Source organism: Pseudomonas sp. AC169 (assembly GCF_979258515.1).
In genome coordinates this window covers 1,254,071-1,276,448 of sequence record NZ_OZ409866.1, presented here as the reverse complement: position 1 = coordinate 1,276,448, position 22,378 = coordinate 1,254,071, and the positions used below count along the sequence as shown (strand labels likewise).

The 22,378-nt window shown below is 59.4% G+C and carries 17 protein-coding genes; 7 read left to right on the top strand and 10 right to left on the bottom strand.

The features are described from left to right. Nucleotides 1–52 precede the first annotated feature (52 nt). From ACZZ0G_RS05720 to ACZZ0G_RS05700, 5 genes are all read left to right on the top strand, one after another. Nucleotides 53–874: a carbon-nitrogen hydrolase family protein gene (locus ACZZ0G_RS05720; RefSeq protein WP_463555581.1), complete on the top strand. Its 822-nt coding sequence runs from the start codon at nucleotides 53–55 to the stop codon at nucleotides 872–874. A gap of 341 nt (nucleotides 875–1,215) precedes the next feature. Continuing rightward, entirely contained in the window at nucleotides 1,216–2,541 is a 1,326-nt protein-coding gene (locus ACZZ0G_RS05715) for an APC family permease (RefSeq protein ID WP_463555580.1), read from the top strand. Between the two features lie 67 nt (nucleotides 2,542–2,608). Further along, nucleotides 2,609–3,028, top strand: coding sequence for an NUDIX hydrolase (locus ACZZ0G_RS05710; RefSeq protein ID WP_463555579.1), 420 nt, complete (start codon nucleotides 2,609–2,611; stop codon nucleotides 3,026–3,028). A 23-nt stretch (nucleotides 3,029–3,051) separates the two neighbouring features. Continuing rightward, nucleotides 3,052–3,690: a LysE family translocator gene (locus tag ACZZ0G_RS05705; protein WP_463555578.1), complete on the top strand. Its 639-nt coding sequence runs from the start codon at nucleotides 3,052–3,054 to the stop codon at nucleotides 3,688–3,690. 2 nt (nucleotides 3,691–3,692) lie between these two features. After that, nucleotides 3,693–4,190 (top strand): GNAT family N-acetyltransferase, encoded by a 498-nt coding sequence (locus tag ACZZ0G_RS05700; RefSeq protein WP_463558825.1) that lies wholly within the window; start codon nucleotides 3,693–3,695, stop codon nucleotides 4,188–4,190. Nucleotides 4,191–4,298: 108 nt separating this feature from the next. On the opposite strand, the gene metR is transcribed toward ACZZ0G_RS05700, so the two are convergent. Together metR and ACZZ0G_RS05690 are read right to left on the bottom strand one after the other, a co-directional pair. After that, the gene (gene metR / locus ACZZ0G_RS05695; protein WP_007916739.1) at nucleotides 4,299–5,216 is read right to left on the bottom strand and encodes a transcriptional regulator MetR; all 918 of its coding nucleotides are present in this window, start codon (nucleotides 5,214–5,216) and stop codon (nucleotides 4,299–4,301) included. 148 nt (nucleotides 5,217–5,364) lie between these two features. After that, nucleotides 5,365–10,920: a dermonecrotic toxin domain-containing protein gene (locus ACZZ0G_RS05690; protein WP_463555577.1), complete on the bottom strand. Its 5,556-nt coding sequence runs from the start codon at nucleotides 10,918–10,920 to the stop codon at nucleotides 5,365–5,367. Nucleotides 10,921–11,137: 217 nt separating this feature from the next. Here ACZZ0G_RS05690 and ACZZ0G_RS05685 point away from each other — a divergent pair, with 217 nt between their 5' ends. Continuing rightward, the gene (locus tag ACZZ0G_RS05685) at nucleotides 11,138–12,172 is read left to right on the top strand and encodes an alpha/beta fold hydrolase (protein ID WP_463555576.1); all 1,035 of its coding nucleotides are present in this window, start codon (nucleotides 11,138–11,140) and stop codon (nucleotides 12,170–12,172) included. A gap of 176 nt (nucleotides 12,173–12,348) precedes the next feature. Beyond that, nucleotides 12,349–13,014: a DsbA family oxidoreductase gene (locus tag ACZZ0G_RS05680; protein ID WP_463555575.1), complete on the top strand. Its 666-nt coding sequence runs from the start codon at nucleotides 12,349–12,351 to the stop codon at nucleotides 13,012–13,014. A gap of 222 nt (nucleotides 13,015–13,236) precedes the next feature. On the opposite strand, the gene ACZZ0G_RS05675 is transcribed toward ACZZ0G_RS05680, so the two are convergent. The 8 genes from ACZZ0G_RS05675 to glpD form a co-directional block, all read right to left on the bottom strand. Continuing rightward, nucleotides 13,237–13,566: a GlpM family protein gene (locus tag ACZZ0G_RS05675; RefSeq protein ID WP_463558824.1), complete on the bottom strand. Its 330-nt coding sequence runs from the start codon at nucleotides 13,564–13,566 to the stop codon at nucleotides 13,237–13,239. A gap of 8 nt (nucleotides 13,567–13,574) precedes the next feature. Next, nucleotides 13,575–14,903 (bottom strand): two-component response regulator AauR, encoded by a 1,329-nt coding sequence (gene aauR / locus ACZZ0G_RS05670; protein WP_463555574.1) that lies wholly within the window; start codon nucleotides 14,901–14,903, stop codon nucleotides 13,575–13,577. After that, entirely contained in the window at nucleotides 14,900–16,801 is a 1,902-nt protein-coding gene (gene aauS, locus ACZZ0G_RS05665; RefSeq protein ID WP_463555573.1) for a two-component sensor histidine kinase AauS, read from the bottom strand. The genes aauR and aauS overlap by 4 nt, the downstream gene beginning before the upstream one ends. Nucleotides 16,802–16,945: 144 nt before the next feature. Next, complete coding sequence (locus tag ACZZ0G_RS05660; protein WP_007963947.1) at nucleotides 16,946–17,680, bottom strand: amino acid ABC transporter ATP-binding protein; 735 nt, start codon at nucleotides 17,678–17,680, stop codon at nucleotides 16,946–16,948. Continuing rightward, nucleotides 17,677–18,348 carry an amino acid ABC transporter permease gene (locus tag ACZZ0G_RS05655; protein WP_003227756.1) on the bottom strand — a complete coding sequence of 224 codons (672 nt, stop codon included), beginning with the start codon at nucleotides 18,346–18,348 and terminating at the stop codon, nucleotides 17,677–17,679. The genes ACZZ0G_RS05660 and ACZZ0G_RS05655 overlap by 4 nt, the downstream gene beginning before the upstream one ends. Continuing rightward, nucleotides 18,348–19,094 (bottom strand): amino acid ABC transporter permease, encoded by a 747-nt coding sequence (locus ACZZ0G_RS05650; RefSeq protein ID WP_016986630.1) that lies wholly within the window; start codon nucleotides 19,092–19,094, stop codon nucleotides 18,348–18,350. The genes ACZZ0G_RS05655 and ACZZ0G_RS05650 overlap by 1 nt, the downstream gene beginning before the upstream one ends. 193 nt (nucleotides 19,095–19,287) lie before the next feature. Continuing rightward, entirely contained in the window at nucleotides 19,288–20,214 is a 927-nt protein-coding gene (locus ACZZ0G_RS05645) for a glutamate/aspartate ABC transporter substrate-binding protein (RefSeq protein WP_463555572.1), read from the bottom strand. A gap of 521 nt (nucleotides 20,215–20,735) precedes the next feature. Next, nucleotides 20,736–22,274 (bottom strand): glycerol-3-phosphate dehydrogenase, encoded by a 1,539-nt coding sequence (gene glpD, locus ACZZ0G_RS05640; protein ID WP_463555571.1) that lies wholly within the window; start codon nucleotides 22,272–22,274, stop codon nucleotides 20,736–20,738. Between the last annotated feature and the right edge of the window lie 104 nt (nucleotides 22,275–22,378).

Genomic DNA, 22,378 nt, shown 5'->3' with positions numbered 1-22,378 from the left:
ACAGCCACCGGGCAATCTTTCAGCGCCCGGCGTTCATCACAAGGGAATCCCCATGAAAGTCGAACTCGCCCAATTGGCGGGCCGTGACAATGCCACGGCATATAACCTCGAACGCGCACTTGCAGCGATCGCCGCGTGTGCTGCCGACACGCAACTGATCGTGTTTCCGGAAACCCACCTGATGGGCTTCCCGACGGCCGAAACCGTGGCGCAAACCGCCGAACCCCTTGACGGCCCGACCGTCAGCGCGGTGCTGGCCGCCGCGCGCGAACGCAACATCGCCGTGGTGATCGGCATGGCCGAGAACGACAACGGGCGCTTCTACAACACCACGTTGCTGATCACCCCTGAAGGCATCGCTTTGAAATACCGCAAGACGCATTTGTGGGCGTCGGATCGCGGCGTGTTCGAGGCCGGCGACCGCTATGCCACGTGCGAGTGGAACGGTGTGCGCGTTGGCTTGCTGATTTGCTACGACATCGAGTTTCCGGAGTCGGCACGTGCCTTGGCGCAACTGGGTGCCGAGCTGCTGATCGTGACCAACGGCAACATGGACCCGTACGCGCCGACTCACCGCACCGCGATCATGGCCCGCGCGCAGGAGAATCAAGCGTTTGCGCTGATGGTCAATCGTGTGGAAGCGGGGGATGACGGTTTGATGTTTGCCGGTGGCAGCGCGCTGGTCGATCCGCTGGGGACGTTGCTGTTCGAAGCGGGGCGTGAAGCAGGGACGTTCAGCGTTGAGCTGGATTTCGCTCAGTTGGAGACTGCGCGCAGGGATTACCGCTATCTGGATGATCAGCGCTTGAAGTTGCCGGGGGAGGTGGTGGAGCGCGGCGATGGTGTTCGTGAGTTGTTGATTCCACACCGTTAACCGCTGCCCTCACCCTAACCCTCTCCCGGAGGGAGAGGGGACTGACCGAGTTGATTGTTCGAGGTACGCCGACCTGAAATACCGAGTCGCACTCCGGATTTGAAACTGCGAATCGCACTCCGGATTTGAATCTGCGAATTCAAGTCGAAATCAGCATTTGAAACCCACGGAGATCGGCTCCCTTTCCCCCTCTCCCCCTTGGGGGAGAGGGCTGGGGTGAGGGGGAAAAGATTTCAAGCCGAACATAAAACTCAAACAACACCAGAACAACAAAACCAACCCGAAAAATTCGCCGAACCCGGCTCTGCCATAAATCCAATAACATTCGGAGTAAGTCGCCCATGGCTCGTTTGCAACGCACCCTTTCATTAGGGTCGGTGGTGCTGTTCGGCATCGCCTACATGACGCCGATCATTGTCCTCGGTACCTTCGGCATCCTCGCTCAATCCACCGCTGGCATGGTGCCCGCCGCGTATCTGGCGGCGCTGGTGGCGATGTTCTTCACGGCGATGAGTTACGGGCGCATGGCCGCCGCATTCCCGGTCGCCGGTTCCGCTTACAGCTACGTGCGCAAGGCGATCAGCCCGAAACTCGGCTTTATCGCCGGTTGGGCAGTCTTGCTCGATTACCTGTTTCTGCCCATGGCGATCTGGCTGATCGGTGCGGCGTATCTGGCCTCGGCGTTCCCGTCGATCCCGCAATGGATCTGGGTGCTGGCCTTCATCGGCATCACCAGCGCGATCAACATCATTGGCCTGAAACTGGCCAACGGCATCAATGCCTTGCTGATGCTGGTGCAGTTTCTGGTGCTGATCGCTTTCGTCGCGCTGTGCGTGCACTACATCGGTGGCGATGCGACTACACCGTTGTGGTCGATCAAACCGTTCTTCAACGGCGACATGCACATGCCGCTGATCATGAGCGGCGCGGCGATTGCCTGCTATTCGTTCCTCGGTTTCGATGCGGTCAGCACCTTGACCGAAGAAACCCACGACCCACGCCGCACCATCCCACGCGCGATCATGCTGATCACCTTGATCGGCGGGCTGATCTTCGTCGGCGTTTCATACTTCGTGCAGATTGCGCATCCGTCGTTCCAGTTCGACAGCGTCGATTCGGCGGCCTATGAAATCGCGCGCAACATCGGTGGCGATCTGTTCGTCTCGATCTTTCTGATTGGCTTGATTGTCGGCCAATTCGCCTCGGGGCTGTCGGCGCAGGCCAGCGGCTCGCGGTTGCTGTTTGCAATGGGCCGCGACGGCGTCCTGCCGAAGTCGTTCTTCGGTACGCTGCACGTGCGCTTCGGTACGCCGGTCAACAGCATCCTGCTCTGCGCCGTGGTGGCGTTGCTGGCGCTGAAACTCGACGTGACCACTTCGACCTCATTCATCAACTTCGGCGCGTTCCTGGCGTTCAGCCTGGTCAACCTCTCGGTGATCTTCCATTACTGGATTGGCGGCGAGAAAAAAGGCCTGCGTGAGCTGGTGCTGTTTTTGCTCTTCCCGTTCATTGGTCTGGTCGCAGATTTGTGGCTGATGGTCAGCCTCGATCACCTGGCGGTTTATCTGGGTCTGAGCTGGCTGGCGATCGGTGTGGTTTATCTCGCCGTGCTCACCGGTGGTTTCCGTCGTCAGCCGCCGGAAATGGATTTCCAGGAAGCGACCTGAGCCTGCGGCTTGGCACATCGTTGACAGGCATGTGATCCTTGGCGCTTTTGCGCCAAGGGTTTTTCGTATGTCGACTTCTTCCACTATTCGCATTGCCGCTGCGCTGTTGCTCAACACTCAAGGACAAACCTTGCTGGTACGCAAGCGCGGCACCACGGCGTTCATGCAGCCGGGCGGCAAGATCGAAGCGCACGAGTTGCCAGTGCATGCACTGGCGCGGGAGCTGGAAGAAGAGCTGGGCTTGCAGATCGACCTGACGCAGGCGGCTTTTCTGGGGCAGTTTTCCGCCCCCGCGGCCAACGAGCCAGGATTTGTGGTTCAGGCCGAAATCTTTCAACTGACGATTGATGGTGAAGTCACGCCGGCGGCGGAAATCGAAGAGGTGATCTGGGTCGATCCGACCACTGATCCAGCAGTCGATCTGGCGCCATTGACACGCGACCTGATCCTGCCGTTTTATCGCAACTCGCTGAGCGCAATCGCCTGATCATCCACGCAAAGGACTTTGCCATGATCCCGTTGCAAGACCTGCTGATTTTCGCCGCTGCTGCCTTGCTGATGGTGCTTACGCCGGGGCCGAACATGATCTACCTGATCTCGCGTTCGATCTGTCAGGGGCGCAAGGCCGGGGTCACGTCGTTGCTTGGCGTGGTAGCGGGGTTTTTTGTGCATCTGTTCGCGGCGGCGGCCGGTTTGACCGCTGTGTTTCTTGCAGTGCCGATGGCTTACGAAGTGCTGAAATGGGCCGGTGCGCTGTACCTGCTGTGGCTGGCCTGGCAAGCCGTGAAACCCGGTGCGCGCTCGCCGTTCGAAGCGCAGCAATTGCCGGCGAATTCGTCGCGCAAGCTGATCACCATGGGTTTTCTCACCAGCGCGCTGAACCCGAAAATCGCCGTGTTCTATCTCTCGGTATTCCCACAGTTCATCACGCCAGAACACGGCTCTGTGTTCACCCAGAGCATGATTCTCGGCCTGACTCAAATCAGCGTCAGTTTCTGCATCAATCTGCTGATCGCGCTGTTCGCGGCCGGCATCGCGTCGTGGTTTGTGCGTAACTCGACCTGGCTGGCACTGCAGCGTTATGTCATGGGCTTCGTCTTGGGCGGCCTGGCGGTGCGGCTGATGCTTGAGCAACGCAGGACGGCATGAGCATGTGGATCGAACGGCTGGACGCCAGTCATGCCCTGGCTTACCGCGAACTGATGCTCGAAGCCTACGACCGTCATCCGCAGGCGTTCACCTCCAGTGTGCGCGAACGGGCGGTGATGCCGCTGAGCTGGTGGGAAGGGCGCCTGACCAGCAAACTCGATGTGGTGCTTGGCGCCTTCGATGGCGGAACGCTCGCCGGCATCGTCGGCCTGGCCTTCGAACCTCGGGAAAAGGCTCGGCATAAGGCCACGCTGTTCGGCATGTACGTATCAGCCGATTTTCGTCAGCACGGCGTGGGGTTCGAACTGGTGCAGGCGGCCATCGCCGAAGCGCAAAACCACCCGGCGTTAAAACTCATTCAATTGACCGTCACGGCTGGCAATGAAGCCGCGTTCAACCTCTACCAGCGCTGTGGCTTCATCCAGTTCGGCCTGGAACCGCTGGCGGTGCGAGTGGGCGAAGACTATTTCGACAAGATCCACATGTGGCGCGAGATCTGAGTTCACCCCGCCCTTGTGGGAGCGAGCTTGCTCGCGAATGCGGTGGAACATTCAACAACCAGATTGACTGACCTGACGCCTTCGCGAGCAAGCTCGCTCCCACAGGGTTCAGCGCACGGCGCTGACACCGTCCAGGGTCGAGAACGACGTGTCTTTCGCCGTCAGCAGAAAATCGCGCATGTACGGTGCATCGAGCATGTCGGTGCGAATCGCCGCATACAGCGTCGCGAACAAACCTTTTTCTCCCAGCCGTTTGCCCTTCACATAACCGCGCGAGCTGTACTCGTGCAGCGCCCAGTGCGGCATGCCACAGACGCCACGACCACTGGCGACCAGTTGCATCATCATCACCGTCAGCTCGGAAGTGCGCACCTGTGCCGGTTCGATATCGGCCGGTTCCAGGAAGCGCGTGAAGATGTCGAGGCGGTCGCGTTCCACCGGGTAGGTGATCAGCGTTTCTGTCAGCAGGTCTTCGGGGACGATGTACGGTTTGCTCGCCAGTGCATGCTGATTGGCCACGGCGAGCATGGCTTCGTAAGTAAACAGCGGGACATAGGTGATGCCGGCGATTTCCAGAGGATCGGAGGTCACCACCAGATCCAGATCACCCCGCGCCAGCGCTGGCAATGGTGCGAAGGCGAAACCCGAAGCGAGGTCGAGTTCGACTTCCGGCCAGGCATCGCGGAACTGGTCAATGGTCGGCATCAGCCACTGGAAGCAGCTGTGGCATTCGATGGCCATGTGCAAACGCCCGGCGGTGCCACCGGCCAGACGACCGATATCCCGCTCGGCGGCGCGCAGCAGCGGCAGGGTTGCGTCGGCCAGTTGCAACAGGCGCAAGCCGGCGCTGGTGAATCGCACTGGTTTGGTCTTGCGCACGAACAATGCCATGCCCAACCGTTCTTCCAGCTCCTTGAACTGGTGGGACAGTGCCGACTGTGTCAGGTGCAAACGGTCGGCCGCATCGACGAGGCTATCGGCTTCGCGCAGGGCATGCAGGGTTTTCAGGTGGCGGATTTCAAGCACCGATGGCTCCATGAGGAAAACTTGTGATCAATACGAAAACGTTGAGTTTGTCTCATGTTTGCCGGGCTGTCGATAACGCTGCCTGGTTTTCCTGGAGAACTGCCGGAAGTGGCTCAACAGTTCTCCAAGCGACTGGCACGCCTTATCTTCAGAGTTCTTCAAAATGCCTCAAGACAATCGACTGTTCAGTGATTCTGGAATCGAGCAGGGTCGGGTCGTCGGCGTGAGTCAACAAGCGATTCTCTGGCAGTTTCAAATGGGCCCTTTCGAATTTGCGCACGGGGCGGTCAGCCGAGCGGTAATGGAAATGCACGTACCAGAGCAGTTGTGCAGGCTCCAGAGTGATATCCCAGACCTCATATTCCTGCAGGTAGTTGGGTTTGCCTTCATAGTCAGCGAGGCGCTGGACAGGCAGGGGTTTACGGATCTCTACCGCATGCTGACCGATGAGGTCATCGAGCATGCCGTCGGTAGGCTTTCGGCTGGTCAATGAGCGTTGGGTACGGATGGCACGACCTTCGATGATCAGTTCGCTCGCCTGCTCGCGCAATCGCTGCGTGATCGAGTGTTGGGCAGACTTGGCAGCGATATCGTCGGCGCGAGCGGTGAGTTCCCCTGCCCGACTTTTCATCATGTGCTCCAGGTCGATGGGGAGCATGCCCTTGTTGGCGTTTCTCTGAACTTTCGCACGGTAAGTTGCCACGTCATCCAGACGTTGCTGTGCCTCGTTGACCAGGGTGGTCAGATTCAACCCCGCAGGCGGGCGGGCAGTTGCGGGTTGCGGGTTGGTCAGTCGTAATTTGCCATCAGCGCCTTGTTCATAGATTTCCTCGTAGCCTCCCGCTCCGGTGCTTTTATATCGACGGGTATTGGTGACGTTGTCCCATTGCTCCACACCATGGTGCAACTGGTTGTCATCAGTGATGAACACGCGCTGCAGAGGTTGCCCGGCGACCCTGGGTTCGGGGGGCTTGTTGAACGCTGCACGCGCTCGGTCAGCCAAGCGATCAATGCCTTCCAGCATCGGCTCGACGACGTCCAGATGAAAGAATTGCGGATAGCTGGCGGTCCAGACGGCCATCTCGCGACGAAACTCGACGCAAGCGTCGATGCTTTCCTGAAGAATGCGATTACGTTCGGCGGTCGTGCTCTGAATGTTCGGCAGGTCGTACTGGCGGTACAGGCGCTCATCGATTTTATTGCGAAGAGGGTCTGCCACCGTCACGAAATAACGCCACGACGCATCGTCGGGGCTGCCGATTCTTTTGACGATTTCCATGCGTTGAGAGGTTTTCAGGTAGAGCAACACGGCATCACTGTGGCGAGTGTTGGTGTTATTGACCAGCGCCGAAATTTTCGGCCGGTCTTTGACATGCATGCGTTCATACCAGTGATTGACCTGGTCTTTGAGTTCCGCCAACTGTTCGAGCTTGTTGACGATCTCGACACGAAAGGTGCGTATGTCTTCAACGTGTTTCAAGCGCTCGACCACAGCATCACCTGGCAGCGCATTGTGCAGCCGCTTCAATCGTTTGATGGCGCGTGTCATGCCGTGAATGTTATGCGACAGGTGGATGGCGCGGCGCCGATATCGGTCAGTCAACAGCCATGCGGTCTTGCTTTGCATCTGGGCAACAGCCTTGCGTTTTCTGCCCTGAGTCAGCGCAGTCAAATCGGTCAACACCTCATACCGCTGTTTGGCCACCTGGATATCGCCAACACAAGCGGCTTCGACAGTTGGCCACATGGCCATGCGCTCCACTTCCGGGGCTTCGCGGTAGGCATTGAGCACCTCGTCGCTTTTTCTCCCCCTGCGCTGCAATCGATCGGCCAGGTCGTCAGCGGCGGCGGTCAGTTGATGGTGACGGCGGAAGTTTCGATCCACCAGCCAGCGCGGCAAGCGTTGCCGAATCACCGGCGGCCAGTAAGGGTCGAATGTTTCGACCATGCGCCCGCCGACATTGCCGCCACCCACCACGCCACCTTCAAGGGCGGTCCCGTAAACGCCGAACCAGGTGTCCCAGTGTCCGCTTTCATCCAGTGCGATCGGCTGCTTGTAGGTTTTTCGCGAGTTGCCGGACAGTCGCCAGCTGCGCGAATCCCGGCTCAGTTCCACTTGGTAGAGGCGGCCCTGACGCTCAATGAAGTCGCCGTCGGCGTGCCGGTAGATCCCGCGGTAGAGGCCGTGGCTGGCCGGCTCTGTGCCAGCCAGAGAAATCGGCTTTTCATATTCGTAATCCTTGAAGCGCGTCAGCACATGCCTGGCTTGACGCTGCGACTTGCCGTGCAGCGCCGCCACATTGCCGAGCACCGCGTGGAGCTGGCGAGCCTGTGTCAATGCGCGTGTCGTCCGCGAGAGCGTCGAGGCCACCGCTTCGCCTGGAAGCAGATCCATGAGGGCGTCGATCAACGACAGCAGCATGGACTCGATTTCCGCCAGACCGTCAGCCACGTCGCCACGCAAGAACGCGACGACCGCCTGATTCGCAGCGGTCCAGTCCTGATAAAGCGCCAGCACACTGCCGACGAAGGGCACCATGCCCAAGGCCATTTTTATGTAGTTGAAGGCGCGCGGGCCTTTCAGGGTGTAGCGCTCGAAGAACAGCTCATCGTTGGAACGCGAGGTACCGCGATGGGCTTCGATCAAGCGTCCCATGTGTGCGTCGAGCAGGTGCGCGGCGAACGAAGTAGTCGCGGGCCAGCTCACCCCGACTTCGATGATGGCATCGAAGTTTTTTTCCACGGCCTGACCGATACGGTTGATATGGGCCCGGACATTGCCCTGCAAAGCCCTGTTCGCCAGGTACTCGATCCACTTGTCACTCCCGCACAACGTGAACAGCCCTTTGCGCGCCGCTTCGAGCGTGTCGTAACGCCGGAAAAACTGCCCGTCGTGACTGTCTGGCAGGTACAACAGGGTGACGCCGCTGATCTGCTCTTCGATCAGGCTGACGCCGGACAGCGTTACCGGGCCTTCGCCGGGGGTGTCCTTGCCGCCGACTTTCAGCGCCACCGGCAACAGGACCAGGCGCTTGCCGTTGGCTTGCCACGCCTCGGTGGTGTCGGCATCGATGGCGATGTTCAGCAGCGCGGCTTCATCAGGACTGAGGTGTTTTTGCAGGCGCGCATTTTCGCTTTGGATTTTCAGCATCAGGCGCCAAGGCTCGATCAGGCTTTCCCGGCGGTGTTGTTTGACAAATTCCGCCTCGCTGGCGGCGCCCCTGAAGGCATCGTGGATTTTCTGTTCATAGGCTTTGGGCAGGTCGAGTTCCGGCAGGACTTTGCGCAGGTAGGTCAGGTTGATGCCGTTGAGCAGGCGCGTGCGATCCTTTTTCAGCGTCGCGGTGACCTCCAGCCGCAGGAAAATCAGACGCTGCGAAAGTGAGTCATTGAGCACTGAATGGACGTTGTCGATATTGAGCTGGGCCAGGTCTTCCAGCGACATTTTGCTGCGGGCTTTGCTGGGCACAATGGTCGTGGTCTTCCTGACGCCACCAGGTCCCGACTCGGGAACCTGTTCGGTCTTGGTCGAGTCGGGCAGTTCGACCTGGATGGAGAAGTGGCCTTCAAGGGAAAAGTCCTTGCGCAGTCGGGCGTGCAGGTGGCGGCGGGTGAAGTCGTCACGGGGTTCCAGCGCGAGGGTCATGAGGGCGTGGCTTTCGCGCATTGCCGCGATGTACGCCTCGATGTTCTGTTTCAGCCCGCTACGCTCGTTTTCCTTCAGTTTGATCAGCCAGCCCGGCAGATGGCCGGCGAGGGTGCCGCTGCGTTCCTGCTCCAGCAGATGCGCGAAGGCCAGGCTTCTGGCGGCGTGCACCGGAACCTGCAGATTGGCGAGGTATCCCTGGCGCAGAATTTCCTGAGCGTCAGCCTGTTCGGATTTGCCGCGCAGACCTGCGACTTTCGCTTCGAACTCGGTAATCAGCTCGTTGAGGCAGTGCTGCAGCGGATCTGTGGCAAGGGGACTCAATTGCAGGGTCAGATCGCTGTCCTGGTGCAGGATCCTGAACACCTCGCGCTCCATGGTCCGCTGATCGGCAAAGCGTTGCAGGCCACCGCCGACGCCCGGCCAATAGAGCATCAGGCTGGAAGTCGATGTCCTGTCCGTGAGGGTCGCTTGCCGTCCGATGACCAGCGCGCCCTTGAGTGATTCGCTCTGTGTCGTACTGATTCCGTTTTTGGTCTCGGTCAGTGTCAACGTCAGGCTGGCCGCCGTGATGTCGGTGTCGCGGTCCGCCGCGATGGGAGTGGCCAATACGGCTTTGAGCAGATCGTGTTCGGCACTGTCGAGTTGGCCCAAGGCTGCTTGCAGCTTGCCTTCGGCAGACAAACCGTCGTGGTGCGCCTTACGAAGGGCCGCGAACGCTGAGTTGAAGGTGCTTACATCGAGCGCACTGTCGCGGTAAAGCAGCGATGTGGCGGCGCTCTCGCCGGCTTGTTCGGCGGCCTCAAGCACTTTGAGCGCTTCCTTGCACGCTCGATATCCGGAGCCGTCACCGTCGTTGTCCTGCAAGCGTTCGAGCGCATCGCGTTGACGTTTGAAAGCCGCTTGTCTTACCGCCAGTGGAATGCCGGCCGACAGGCTGCCAAACAGCGGTTTCTCGTCCGTCTCGCTATCGCTGGCGGGTGCGAGCGGTTTTGGCGGAGCTGCCACGATGATCGCGCTGCTGCGCTGATGGTCGATCAGGTCGACATGTACCAGTGATCGCGCGCCGTGCGCCCTGATCCCGGTTTTGCCTTTGTTGGTATTGCTCAAGGCGTCGAGTTGCGCGTGGTGGCGGTCGGCGAACAGATCGCTGGCCCCGGTGACCATCGGGTCGAGCGCTGCGCTGTAGTCAACGCGCAGAATCTCCTTGGGCAGTCCGGTGGGGATCTGTATCTGCCGGGCCAGCCAGGTTTGCATTTCTGCGCGAGTGTTGAAGGTCAGGATCGAGGTGGCGTTGCACGGCAGATAGAGCAGTGGCGCCGCCGAGGCCAGATCGCCGACGCTGACGACCCAAGCACCGGGGAGTTTGACTTTGCTGTCGTTGCTCAGCACCAGTGCCAGTTTTTCCGTGTGGATGGCTTGGCCCTCGACTGTCAGCGCGTCCGGCCCTGAGTCGATGATTTGTTGCAGCGTTTTGAGTTGCGCGGCGGTGATGACCCGGTTGGCGAGGGCCGTGTGTGCGGTGGCTTCGAAGTGCGCGCGGTAAAGTTGCGTGGCGCGGGTACGTCGCGACACAGGCGTGCGCGGCGCCCGCGCATCCCAGAACTGTGCCCAGCGAATCTCGTGGCTTTTGCGCGGATCGAGCGATTTGAGCTTTTCAAGGAGTTGCACAGGTTTTAAAGCGTACAGCGCATGATCTGAGCTGATTCCGCTGAGATCACAGTGTTGATCCAGATCGCTTTCCAGCGTCGGCTGTTGAGCGACAAAGGCACAGGCATCGGTAAGGCTGACGGTGTGCGCCGGTTCGTCATCGGTGGCAGCAAAACGCAATCCGCTTGTTTCACCGTCCAGTTGCAGTTGTTGTCGCAGCAACTCATTAATGCTGTCGCGCAGGGCCGGGCTGGCGGCAAACAATTCGCGTAAACCCTCGTGGCTGCCGCGCCAGCGGTGGCTGGCCTGCTGCAACAGGCTGTCATCAATCGTTTCCGGCAGGTGCTCGACGGTCTCGGGCAACGGTGAGGGTGCGGGGAGTTCATCCAGAACAAGGCGATCGGGCATGGGGGCATGACTCGCATAGCGGGGCGGGGAGTCCGTCCCTGAGCGCGTCATTGAAGACAAATTACCCCAGGCGATGGCGGTACATAGATATTGTTTGCAGCCAACGAACCTGACCGCTCGGCACTCTTCATCAAACTGTCATGGAACTGTGGCAGCGCGCTTGTAAAAACTTCATCAGACTCGCGCTCTACTGGGGTTCTGCGTTTCGGTGTTTTTCATGGCTAAGGGTTTTCTATCTGTCGCGGCTTTGTTGGCCGCGATTTTTTTCGGATCGTCGGCATGGGCGGCGGCGCGCTGCAATGTGAATGTGCCGACCGAACACGTCGACCTGCAACAGGTGAGCCTGGCTTACCAGAGCATTGGTCGTGCGTCGGATCCGGCGTTATTGCTGGTCATGGGCCTGGGTGGACAGTTGATCCACTGGCCGGACGAAGTGGTGGTCGCGCTGTGTCAGCAGGGCTTTCGGGTGATTCGCTATGACAACCGCGATGTCGGCTTGTCGACCTGGCGTCAGGCGCCGGCTGAAGCCAACCTGACCTTCGAAGTGTTGCGCTACAAGCTCGGCCTGCCAGTGGCAGCGCCGTACAGCCTGACCGACATGGCTGATGACGCGTTGGGGTTGATGGACGCGTTGCACGTCGAGCAATTCCATGTGCTGGGCGCGAGTATGGGCGGGATGATCGCCCAGCACATGGCTGCGATGGCGCCACAGCGGGTCGAGAGTCTGACGTTGATCATGACCACCTCGGGTGCCGAAGGATTGCCGGCACCGAGTGCGGCGCTGGTGCAACTTCTATCGCGACGCGGCGCACCGAATCGTCAGGTAGCGCTGGAACAACAGGCTGATTTACTGGCAGCGCTGGGTAGCCCGGCGGTGACGGATGATCGCCAGGCCTTGTTGCATCAGGCGGCGCTGTCGTACGACCGTGCGTTCAACCCCGAAGGCGTGAAGCGGCAGATCATGGCGATTCTTGCCGAGCCGAGCCGGGTGGCATTGCTCAACCAATTGCGCGTGCCGACGCTGGTGGTGCATGGCACGGCGGACCCGTTGTTGCCAGTGATGCACGGCGTGCATCTGGCGGCGCATATTCGCGGGAGTCAGTTGAAGCTGATTCCGGGGCTGGCGCATCGCTTTCAAGAGGCATTCAAGGAACCGTTGCTGGCGGCAGTGCTGCCGTATCTGCAGGCGCATCGTGAAGACACCTCGCACTGGGCGCAGATTGAGCCGGTGGTGGGCGCGAATCTGCTGTAACCGAGGTATTTGTATTGTCTGAGCGGGCCTCTTCGCGAGCAGGCTCGCTCCCACAGGGGAACGCATTCCAAAGGTGGGAGCGAGCCTGCCCGCGAAGGGGCCGCTATGGTCACAAAAAATCCGGAGCAGGTGTATCGTGCAAACTTTCCCGCACGATTTCCCCTGCGAGGTGTTTGATGAATTCCGCTTTGAAAATCGACTTTGTCAGCGACGTCTCCTGCCCTTGGTGCGTCGTCGGTTTGTATGGCTTGCTTGAAGCACTGGAAATCCTGCGCAACGAAGTGCAGGCCGAGATCCGTTTCCAGCCATTCGAGCTGAATCCGAAAATGGCCGCCGAAGGGCAGAACATCGCCGAGCACATCCACGAAAAATACGGCTCTACTCCCGAGCAATCGCAGAAAAATCGTGAAGCCATCCGCGCCCGCGGTGCAGAACTCGGGTTTGCCTTTCGCACTGATGGCAACAGCCGTATCTACAACACCTTCGATGCACATCGCTTGCTGCACTGGGCCGGGCTTGAGGGTTTGCAGTTGCCGTTGAAAGAGGCGCTGTTCAAGGCGTACTTCAGCGATGGCGGCAATCCGTCGGATCATCGACAACTGGTGCAGATTGCGGAAAGTGTCGGGCTGGATCGTCAGCGTGCAGAAGCGATTCTGGCGTCCGGTGAATTTGCCGATGAGGTGCGCGAAGAACAGCAGTTATGGCTGCAACGCGGGGTGAGTTCGGTGCCGACGGTGGTGTTCAACGGGCAGTACGCGGTGACGGGCGGGCAGCCGGTAAAGACGTTTGTTGGGGCGATTCGGCAGATTATGGCCGAGACCAAGGGTGGTACGGTTAGTTGATATCGGTAGGAGCCAAAAGCCCCTCACCCTAACCCTCTCCCAGAGGGAGAGGGGACTGATCGAGTTGTATTTGGCTATCCACCGACCTGATGCATTGAGTCGATTATGGATTCGGTACAGCACTTTCACGTCGGCGGAGATCTTCAATATTCAGCGGTCGGCCCCCTCTCCCTCGGGGAGAGGGCTGGGCGGGCGGCGTTCCGATGAGGGTGGCTTTTGACCTTAGCTGTGCACCCGAACCCAAACCGTCACCAACACCGTAGCAGCCATCAACCACGCCACCGCCGCCACCGCCAGCGAAGCCTCCAGCCGCATACGATCCACCATCACATACAACGTCGCCAGATAAATGAAGTACGGAATGATCGACCACATGCCGAACACGATCGTGGTCTTCAGATCATCAACCGAACGCCCCTTGCCAACGATGTAATGCGCTATCAGCGCAAACGTCGGAAACAGCGGCACCAATCCGGCGATGTAATAGTTTTTGGTTTTCGACAGCGCCGCGAGGATCAGCACCACCGCAGCGCCGATAGCAGCCTTCAAAATCAGATCCATCAGTGGCTCAACCCGTACTTCTTCACTTTGTCGAACAGCGTGGTCTTGGCCATGCCCAGTTCAAGACTCGCCTGCGTCAGGTTGCCGCCGCTACGTTGCAGGGCGTCGCTGAGCAGGTTGCGTTCGAATGCTTCCACCGCTTCGGCGAACGCCAGGCCTTGTCCGCCACTGCTGGCGCCAGTCTTTTTGAACGCCGGCAAACCGAGAGCAAAGCGTTCGGCGACGTTGCGCAGTTCGCGCACGTTGCCCGGCCAGTCGTGGCTCATCAGGTTCGACAGGGTCTGGTTATCCAGTTCCGGCAACGCGCGGTCGAAACGCAGGGCCGATTGCTGGGTGAAGTGTTCGAACAATTGCAGGATGTCTTCACGGCGTTCGCGCAAGGGCGGCAACTCCAGCGTTACCACGTTGAGGCGGTAGTACAAGTCGCTGCGAAATTCGCCGGCCTTGCTCGATTCGTCGAGGTCGGATTTGGTCGCCGCGATCACTCGGCAATCCACGGCCACACTCTGGTTCGAGCCGAGGCGTTCGAGGGTGCGTTCCTGCAACACCCGCAGCAGTTTGATCTGCAACGGCAGCGGCATGCTTTCCACTTCGTCGAGGAACAGCGTGCCGCCGTCAGCGTGTTCGATCTTGCCGATGCGCCGTTTTCCGGCGCCGGTAAACGCGTTGGCCTCGTGGCCGAAGATTTCACTTTCGAACAGATTTTCCGGGAGTCCGCCGCAGTTCAGCGCGACGAATTGCTTGCTGTGACGACGACTGAAATCGTGCAGGCAACGGGCGACCAGTTCTTTACCAGTGCCGGTTTCGCCTTCGATCAACACGTTGGCCGAGGTGTCGGCGACGTTGGCGATCAATTCGCGCAGGTTCTGCATGGCCGGCGAGCGACCGATGATCCGCCCTTCAAGGGAATCGCGCTCGGCCAGTTGGCGGCGCAGCGACGACACTTCGCGGGCGAGACTGCGTTGCTCCAGCGCCCGCCGCGCGACGTCGACCAGACGTTCCGGCGAGAACGGTTTTTCCATGAAGTCATAGGCGCCTTTCTGCATTGCGCCGACGGCCATGGAAATATCACCGTGGCCGGTGATCAACACCACCGGCAGGCTGCGATCACGTTGCTTGAGGCGGGTCAGCAATTCCAGGCCATCGATGCCCGGCAGGCGAATGTCGCTGATGACGATGCCGGCAAAATTGTCACCGATGCGCTCCAGCGCTTCCTCGGCGCTGCCGACGCCGACGCAAGGAATGTCTTCCAGGGTCAGTGCCTGTTGGCAGCCGAGCAGCACATGGGGGTCGTCTTCGACGATCAGCACACTGAGTTCGTGGTTCATATTGGCTCGGCAGGAGTAGGGCTTACCAACGGTAAACTGAGGACGAAAGTGGTGCCACCGCTGGCCGGGTGTTCGACACCCAGATGCCCGCCGGTGGCGGCGGCGAGGCTGGCGGAAAGCGTCAGGCCCAAGCCCAGGCCTTGTTCGCCGGGCTTGGTGGTGAAGAACGGTTCGAACAGGTGCTTGCGCGCTTCGGCGTCAATGCCGTGGCCGTTGTCGCGTACGCGCAGGCGATATTTGCCATTGAATTCTTCGCCCTCCAGCCACAGCTCGGGCAACGGTTGCGCCTGCATGGCGTCGAGGGCATTGCCGATCAGGTTGACCAGAATCTGTTCGAGACGGGTCTGGTCGATCTGCAGCTGCACATCGATGAACTGGCGGTGAATGGTGACCGCCGAACTCTCCAGGCGTGCCCCGAGCAGTTGCAGTGCTGCCTCTATGGCTTTGCCAAGGCTGGCCTGGCCCTGGTTGTCGCCGCGCCTGGCGAAGGAACGCAGGCTGGCGGTGATCCGGCCCATGCGGTCGATCAGCTCGTTGATGGTTTTCAGATTGGTACTGGCAACATCCAGCTGACCGCGTTCGAGAAAGCGCACAGTATTGCCCGACAGCGTACGCATCGCCGCCAGTGGCTGGTTCAATTCGTGGGCAATGCTGGTCGACATCTGGCCAATCGCAGCGAGCTTGCCGGCCTGCACCAGTTCATCCTGCGCACGGCGCAACGTCTCTTCGGCCTGACGCCGTTCGCGGATCTGGCTCTTCAGACGCTCGTTGCTGGCGCGCAGATCGGTGGTGCGTTCGGTAATCCGACGCTCCAGTTGATTGTTGGCTTCCTGCAAAGCTTCGCGGGCCGCCAGCCGAGTGGCGATGACCTTGCGCCGCTCGTTCCAGGCGATCAGCAGGAAGGCGACCAAGGCAAACGCTACGGCGACCAGAATGCCTTGGTTGATGGCTTCACGGCGCAGGTCCTGAAGGGGCGTGAGCAGGGTGAAATTCCACGGTGTGTCGCTCAGTGGCCGGGTTTGTGCGAGATAGCTGATGTCGTCATCGTCGGAGCGCACTTCGCTGTTGGCCGGGAAGGTGAGCTTCTCCACGCCTTCGGACAGGGTTTCCCGGGCCAGTGGTTGCAGTTCGTTGAGCGGGAACCAGTAGTACTGCAGGCTGCGGGCGAGTTTTTCTTTGATTTCGTCACTCAGTGGAATCACTGACTTGAGGCGCCGGGCTGGATCGCTGGAGAGAATGATGATGCCGTTCTCATCACTGACAAAGGCTTCGAGGCGTGCGCGTTGCCAGCGTTCTTCCATGGCTTCGAGGCGTACTTTGACCACGGCGACGCCGATGATCTTGCCGTGCTCTTCGAGGCCATGAGCGAGGTAGTAACCGGGCTCGCCGTTGGTGCTGCCGATGCCGTAGAAACGCCCGGGTTCGCCGCGTACGGCTTTCTGGAAATAGGCGCGGAAGGACAGGTCTTCACCGAGGTAACTGTCGACATCGCGCCAGTTGCTGGTGGCCATGACGCGGCCGGTGGTGTCCATGACGTAGATGGCCCGACTGCGACTGCGCCGGTTCAGGCCTTCGAGGTAAGCGTTGACCGTTTGCCGGTGTTCCGGAGTCGGGTCGGCCAGCAGCTGCGACACACTGGTTTCGAGTTCCAGCAGGCTGGGCAGGTAAGTGTATTTGCTGATCTCGCTTTCGACCGCGCGGGCGTGCAGTTCCAGCTGACGCTGACCGTTCTCGCCGAGGCTGCGAATGCCGAAATGTTCACTGGTCCAGAAGCCGATGAAACCCAGGCCGACCATCAGGGCGATGATCAGTGGCGGCAGGAACAGATGACGAATCAGACGGGGCTTCACGGCAAGTGATGGCGGCGCGGCGCGATAGAGATTGGGGTCGCATTTCATCACAGATGCCTTGGGTCAACCACCACAACAGACTTCGCCAATCCCCTGTAGGAGCTGCCGCAGGCTGCGATCTTTTGATCTTTAAAAACAAAGTCAAGAGATCGCAGCCTGCGGCAGCTCCTACAGGGGGAGGCGGTGTTGCTTTTAGTGCTGCAGGATTTTCTCGAGGAAGTGCTGTGCACGTTCGGAGCGGGCGCTGATGTCGCCGAAGAATTCCTCTTTCGGGCAGTCTTCGATGATCTTGCCGGCGTCCATGAAAATCACGCGATCCGCGACTTTACGGGCGAAGCCCATTTCGTGGGTCACGCACATCATGGTCATGCCTTCGTGGGCCAGTTGCACCATCACGTCGAGCACTTCGTTGACCATTTCCGGGTCGAGCGCCGAGGTCGGTTCGTCGAACAGCATGACGATCGGGTCCATCGCCAGCGCACGGGCAATCGCCACACGCTGTTGCTGACCACCGGACAGTTGCCCCGGATGCTTGTGGGCGTGCGCCGACAGGCCAACACGCTCGAGCAATTGCAGACCTTTCTTCGTCGCCTCTTCCTTGCTACGGCCCAACACCTTGATCTGCGCGATGGTCAGGTTTTCGGTGATGGTCAGGTGCGGGAACAGTTCGAAATGCTGGAACACCATGCCCACGCGCGAACGCAATTTCGGCAGGTTGGTCTTCGAGTCGGCAATCGAGGTGCCGTCGACGACGATGTCGCCTTTCTGGAACGGTTCCAGCGCGTTGACGCATTTGATCAGGGTCGATTTGCCGGAGCCCGATGGGCCGCAGACCACGATCACTTCGCCTTTTTTGACCTCGGTGCTGCAATCAGTCAGCACCTGGAAGTCCCCATACCACTTGTTGATGTTCTTGATAGAGATCATACGGCGAACCTTTTTTGCAGACGCTTGACCAGCAGCGAGGCGGAAAAGCTGATGATGAAGTAGACGACACCGGCGAAGATCAGGAACTCGTTGGACCGGCCAATGATGTCGCCGCTGGAGCGGGCGGAGTTGAGGAAGTCCACCAGGCCCACGGTGTAAACCAGCGAGGTGTCCTGGAACAGGATGATCGACTGTTGCAGCAGCAACGGCGTCATCTTGCGGAACGCCTGGGGCAGGATGATCAGGCGCATGGTCTGGCCATAGGTCATGCCCATTGCCTGCGCGGCGGCCATCTGGCCTTTGGGAATTGACTGCACACCGGCGCGGACGATTTCGCAGAAGTACGCGGCTTCGAACATCATGAACGCCACGACGCAGGAAGTGAACGCGCCAATCGGCGTGTCTTCGCCGGTGATCCAGCGCAGCACGAACGGTACCGCCAGGTAGAACCAGGTGATCACCAGCAGCAGCGGGATCGAACGGAAGTAGTTCACATAGGCGCCGGCAACGCGCGACAGCAGTTTGCTCGACGACAGGCGCATCAGCGCCAGGATCGTCCCGAGCACGATGCCGCCGACCACGCCCATGACCATCAACTGCAAGGTCATGACCATGCCGTTCCACAGGCCCGGGATAGCGGGGATGATGCCGCTGAAATCGAAGTCCATTATTTACCCCCCACAGAAATCAGGCCGGGCACCGCGACTTTCTTCTCGACCATGCGCATCAGCAACATCAGGCTCATGTTCAGGGTGAAGTAGATCAGCGTGGCCAGGGTGAACGCTTCAAACAGGTTGGCCGAGAACTCGGCGGTCTGTTTGGTTTGCGCCAGCAGTTCCATCAGGCCGATCAGGGACGCCACGGAGGAGTTCTTGAAGACGTTGAGGAATTCCGAGGTGAGCGGCGGAATGATGATGCGGTAAGCCTGGGGCAGCAGCACATTCCAGTAGATCTGCGGCAGCTTGAAGCCCATGGCGCGGGCGGCGGATTCCTGGCCGCGTGGCAGCGCCTGGATGCCGGTGCGCACTTGTTCGCAAACGCGGGCAGCGGTGAACAGGCCCAGGCACACGACAACGCTCAGGTAAGCCGAGGTGGTCGGGTTAAGGTCCTGTTTGTACCAGTCCTGCAGGTTCTGCGGCAGCAGGTCGGGCACCAGGAAGTACCAGATGAACAGCTGAACCAGCAGCGGCACGTTGCGAAACAGTTCCACGTAGCAGGTCGCGATGCCCGATACGATGCGGTTTGGCACCGTGCGCATGACCCCCAGAATGGAGCCGAGCAGCAAGGCGATGATCCACGCCACGATGGCGATGGCGATGGTCCAGCCCAAACCGGTGACGTACCAGTCGAGATAAGTCTCGCTGCCGACGCCGGTGGACTTGAAGAACACGCCCCAGTCCCAGTTGTAATTCATTAGGGTCTCCCCTCGAGATCGATCGATGTACAAGCACCCGCTTGGGGAAGATCCTTTCCCACCTGACGTTGAACGTCAGGCACACGCGATCGGCTCGAAAACCGCCAGGTCGAGTGTTCCACTGTATAGCCAGCAGGTAGTAACAGACGCCTGAGAGAGGATTGCTCTCTCAGGCGATAAGGTTAGTCAGTAATCAGATTTTTACGTCAGGCGCCGGCTTGTCGCTCGGGTTGGCGATCAGATCTTTTACCTTGTCGCTCATCGGGAACTTCAGGTTCAGTTTTTTTGGCGGGATCGGGCTTTCGAACCACTTGCTGTAGATCTTGTTGATCTCGCCCGACTTGTACAGGCCAACGATGGCGTCATCGACCGCCTTCTTGAAGGCCGGGTCGTCTTTGCGAACCATGCACGCATAGGCTTCGAAGGATTGTGGCGTACCGGTGATGACCCAGTCTTCCGGCTTCTTGGCCTTGGCTTCTTCGCCGGCCAGCAGGGCGTCGTCCATCATGAAGGCAACGGCGCGGCCGCTTTCAAGCATGTTGAAGGATTCGCCGTGGTCTTTGGCGGAGATGATGTTCATGCCCATCTGCTTGTCGGCGTTCATCGCCTTGATGATGCGCTCGGACGTGGTGCCCGCGGTGGTCACGACGTTTTTGCCTTTCAGGTCGGCAAAGTCAGCGTAGGACGGCTTGCCATCCTTGTCTTTCTTGACCAGCAGACGGGTGCCGATTTCGAAGATGTTGACGGTGAAGTCGACTTGTTGGGCGCGTTCGGCGTTATTGGTGGTGGAGCCGCACTCGATGTCCGCGGTGCCGTTCTGGATCAGCGGGATCCGGGTTTGCGAGGTCACCAGGTTGTATTTGACCTGCAGGTCTGGCTTGTTCAGATCTTTTTTCAGGGCTTCAACGATGGCCACTTGAATGTCGTGGGAGTAGCCCACTGGTTTGCCGGTAGCATCGGCAATGTAGGAAAACGGAATGGAGCTGTCGCGGTGCGCGAGCGTGATGGTGCCCGAATCGTTGATTTTCTTCAGGGTGCCGGTGAGTTCGGCGGCGAAAACTGGCGTGCTGATCAGAGCGGCCGCAATGGCTGCGCCCAGGATATGGGGAACGATGCGCATCAAATTTTCCTCGAATTGTTTTTTTTATGGAGCCAGTTCGTCGGCCCTTTTGTGCTTCGAATGCCTGACGGCTCCTGAAGTGTTGGCGCAACAGGCATTCGTCGAGAGAGTGTAGAGCATGAGTCGTGCCAGACCAGTCTGATGTAGCTAATCTTATGATTTATAACGTTATTAAAGTTTTGTGATGGTTTGTTTTGACGTAACTGATCCGGTTTACCGAATCGACCGGGAGGTCGCGTTCGGAAATCCGAACGGCGAAAAGCCCCTCACCCTAACCCTCTCCCAGAGGGAGAGGGGACCGATCGCGTTGTTTGGGCAAGTTACGCCGACTTGGAATACCGAGTCGAACTCAGGATTTACAGAGCACCTCGATCGGCTCTTTCCCCTCTCCCCCTTTTGGGGGGGAGGGCTGGGGTGAGGGGGAAAAGATCTAACTGACCCAATCAGGTTCAACAAAGTCCACATAACAAAAAGCCCCTGAATTTCTCAATTCAGGGGCTTTCGTTTAAGCGATGTTCACATCACGCCGCTTCGATCTTGCTACGGTTCTGTTCAACCTTACCCAAGTACGCCGCAAGCTTCTCCTGCTCCGCCGGGGTGGTGAACAACCCCAGTTTGCTGCGACGCCACAGAATGTCATGCGCCGTGGTCGCCCATTCTTCGCTGCACAGGTAATCGACTTCACGGGTATAGAGCCCGCCGCCAATGTGTTCGCCCATGTCAGCGAGGGTTTCCACACCTTCAAGCATGCGCCAGGTACGGCTGCCGTAAGTGGTCGACCAGCGACGAGCGATCTCGGTCGGCACGAAGTCGAACTTGTCGCGGATCAGCGCGCTCAAGGCCTGTGGCGTGGTCATGTCTTCACCGCCGGGCAGGGTCGCGGAGGCGGTCCAGCTCGGGCGCATCTGGGTGAAGAACGGCATCAATTGCGCCATCGCCGACTCGGCGAGTTTGCGGTAGGTGGTCAGCTTGCCGCCAAACACCGACAGCAGTGGCGCTTCTTCCGTGCTGCCCGACAGTGCCAGGGTGTAATCGCGGGTGACCGCCGACGGGTTGTCGGATTCATCGTTGCACAATGGGCGCACGCCCGAGTAGCTGTGCTGGATGTCGTCGCGGCTAACCTGTTTCTTGAAGTGCGCATTGACCACTTTCAACAGGTAATCGGTTTCACCTTCAGTGATGGCGACTTTCGCCGGATCACCGGTGTATTCGCGGTCGGTAGTGCCGATCAGGGTGAAGTGGTTCAGATACGGAATAGTGAAAACGATGCGCTGATCTTCGTTTTGCAGAATGTGCGCGTGATCACCTTCGTACAGTTTCGGCACGATGATGTGGCTGCCCTGAATCAGACGGATGCCGTACGGCGACTCCATCTTCAAGTCGTCACGAATGAATTTGGCAACCCACGGGCCAGCGGCGTTCACCAGCGCTTTGGCGGTGATCGAAAACAGGCTGCCGTCGGCGCGTTCCAGGTTCAGATGCCACAGGCCCTTGGCGCGACGGGCGCTGACGCAACGGGTCTGGGTGTGCACGTGAGCGCCTTTTTCACGGGCGGCCATGGCGTTGAGTACCACCAGACGGGCGTCATCGACCCAGCAATCGGAGTATTCGAAGCCTTTCTTGATTTCGCTTTTCAACGCGCTGTCGGCGCCGAACTTCAGGCTTTTCGAACCCGGCAATTTTTCGCGCTTGCCGAGGTTGTCGTACAGGAACAGGCCGGCGCGAATCATCCATGCCGGGCGCAGGTGTGGACGGTGCGGCAAGACGAAACGCATTGGCTTGACGATGTGCGGCGCCTTGGCCAGCAATACTTCGCGTTCGGCCAGTGCTTCACGCACCAAACGGAATTCGTAATGTTCGAGGTAGCGCAGGCCACCGTGGATCAGCTTACTGCTGGCCGACGAGGTGTGGCTGGCCAGATCATCCTTTTCGCAAAGGAACACCGAAAGCCCGCGACCGGCGGCATCCGCTGCGATCCCCACGCCATTGATCCCGCCGCCGATAACGGCGATGTCGTAGATCTCGGAGATTGGGGGCGTACGCAAGGTAGAGGTGGACATCGGCTGGCCTCGGGTTCTTTTGATTTTCTATATTGGAAATCGAACATGAATGTTCATTTGCGAAAATGGTAGCCCATAAACACGCGCGCAGCCAGTCACGTTCG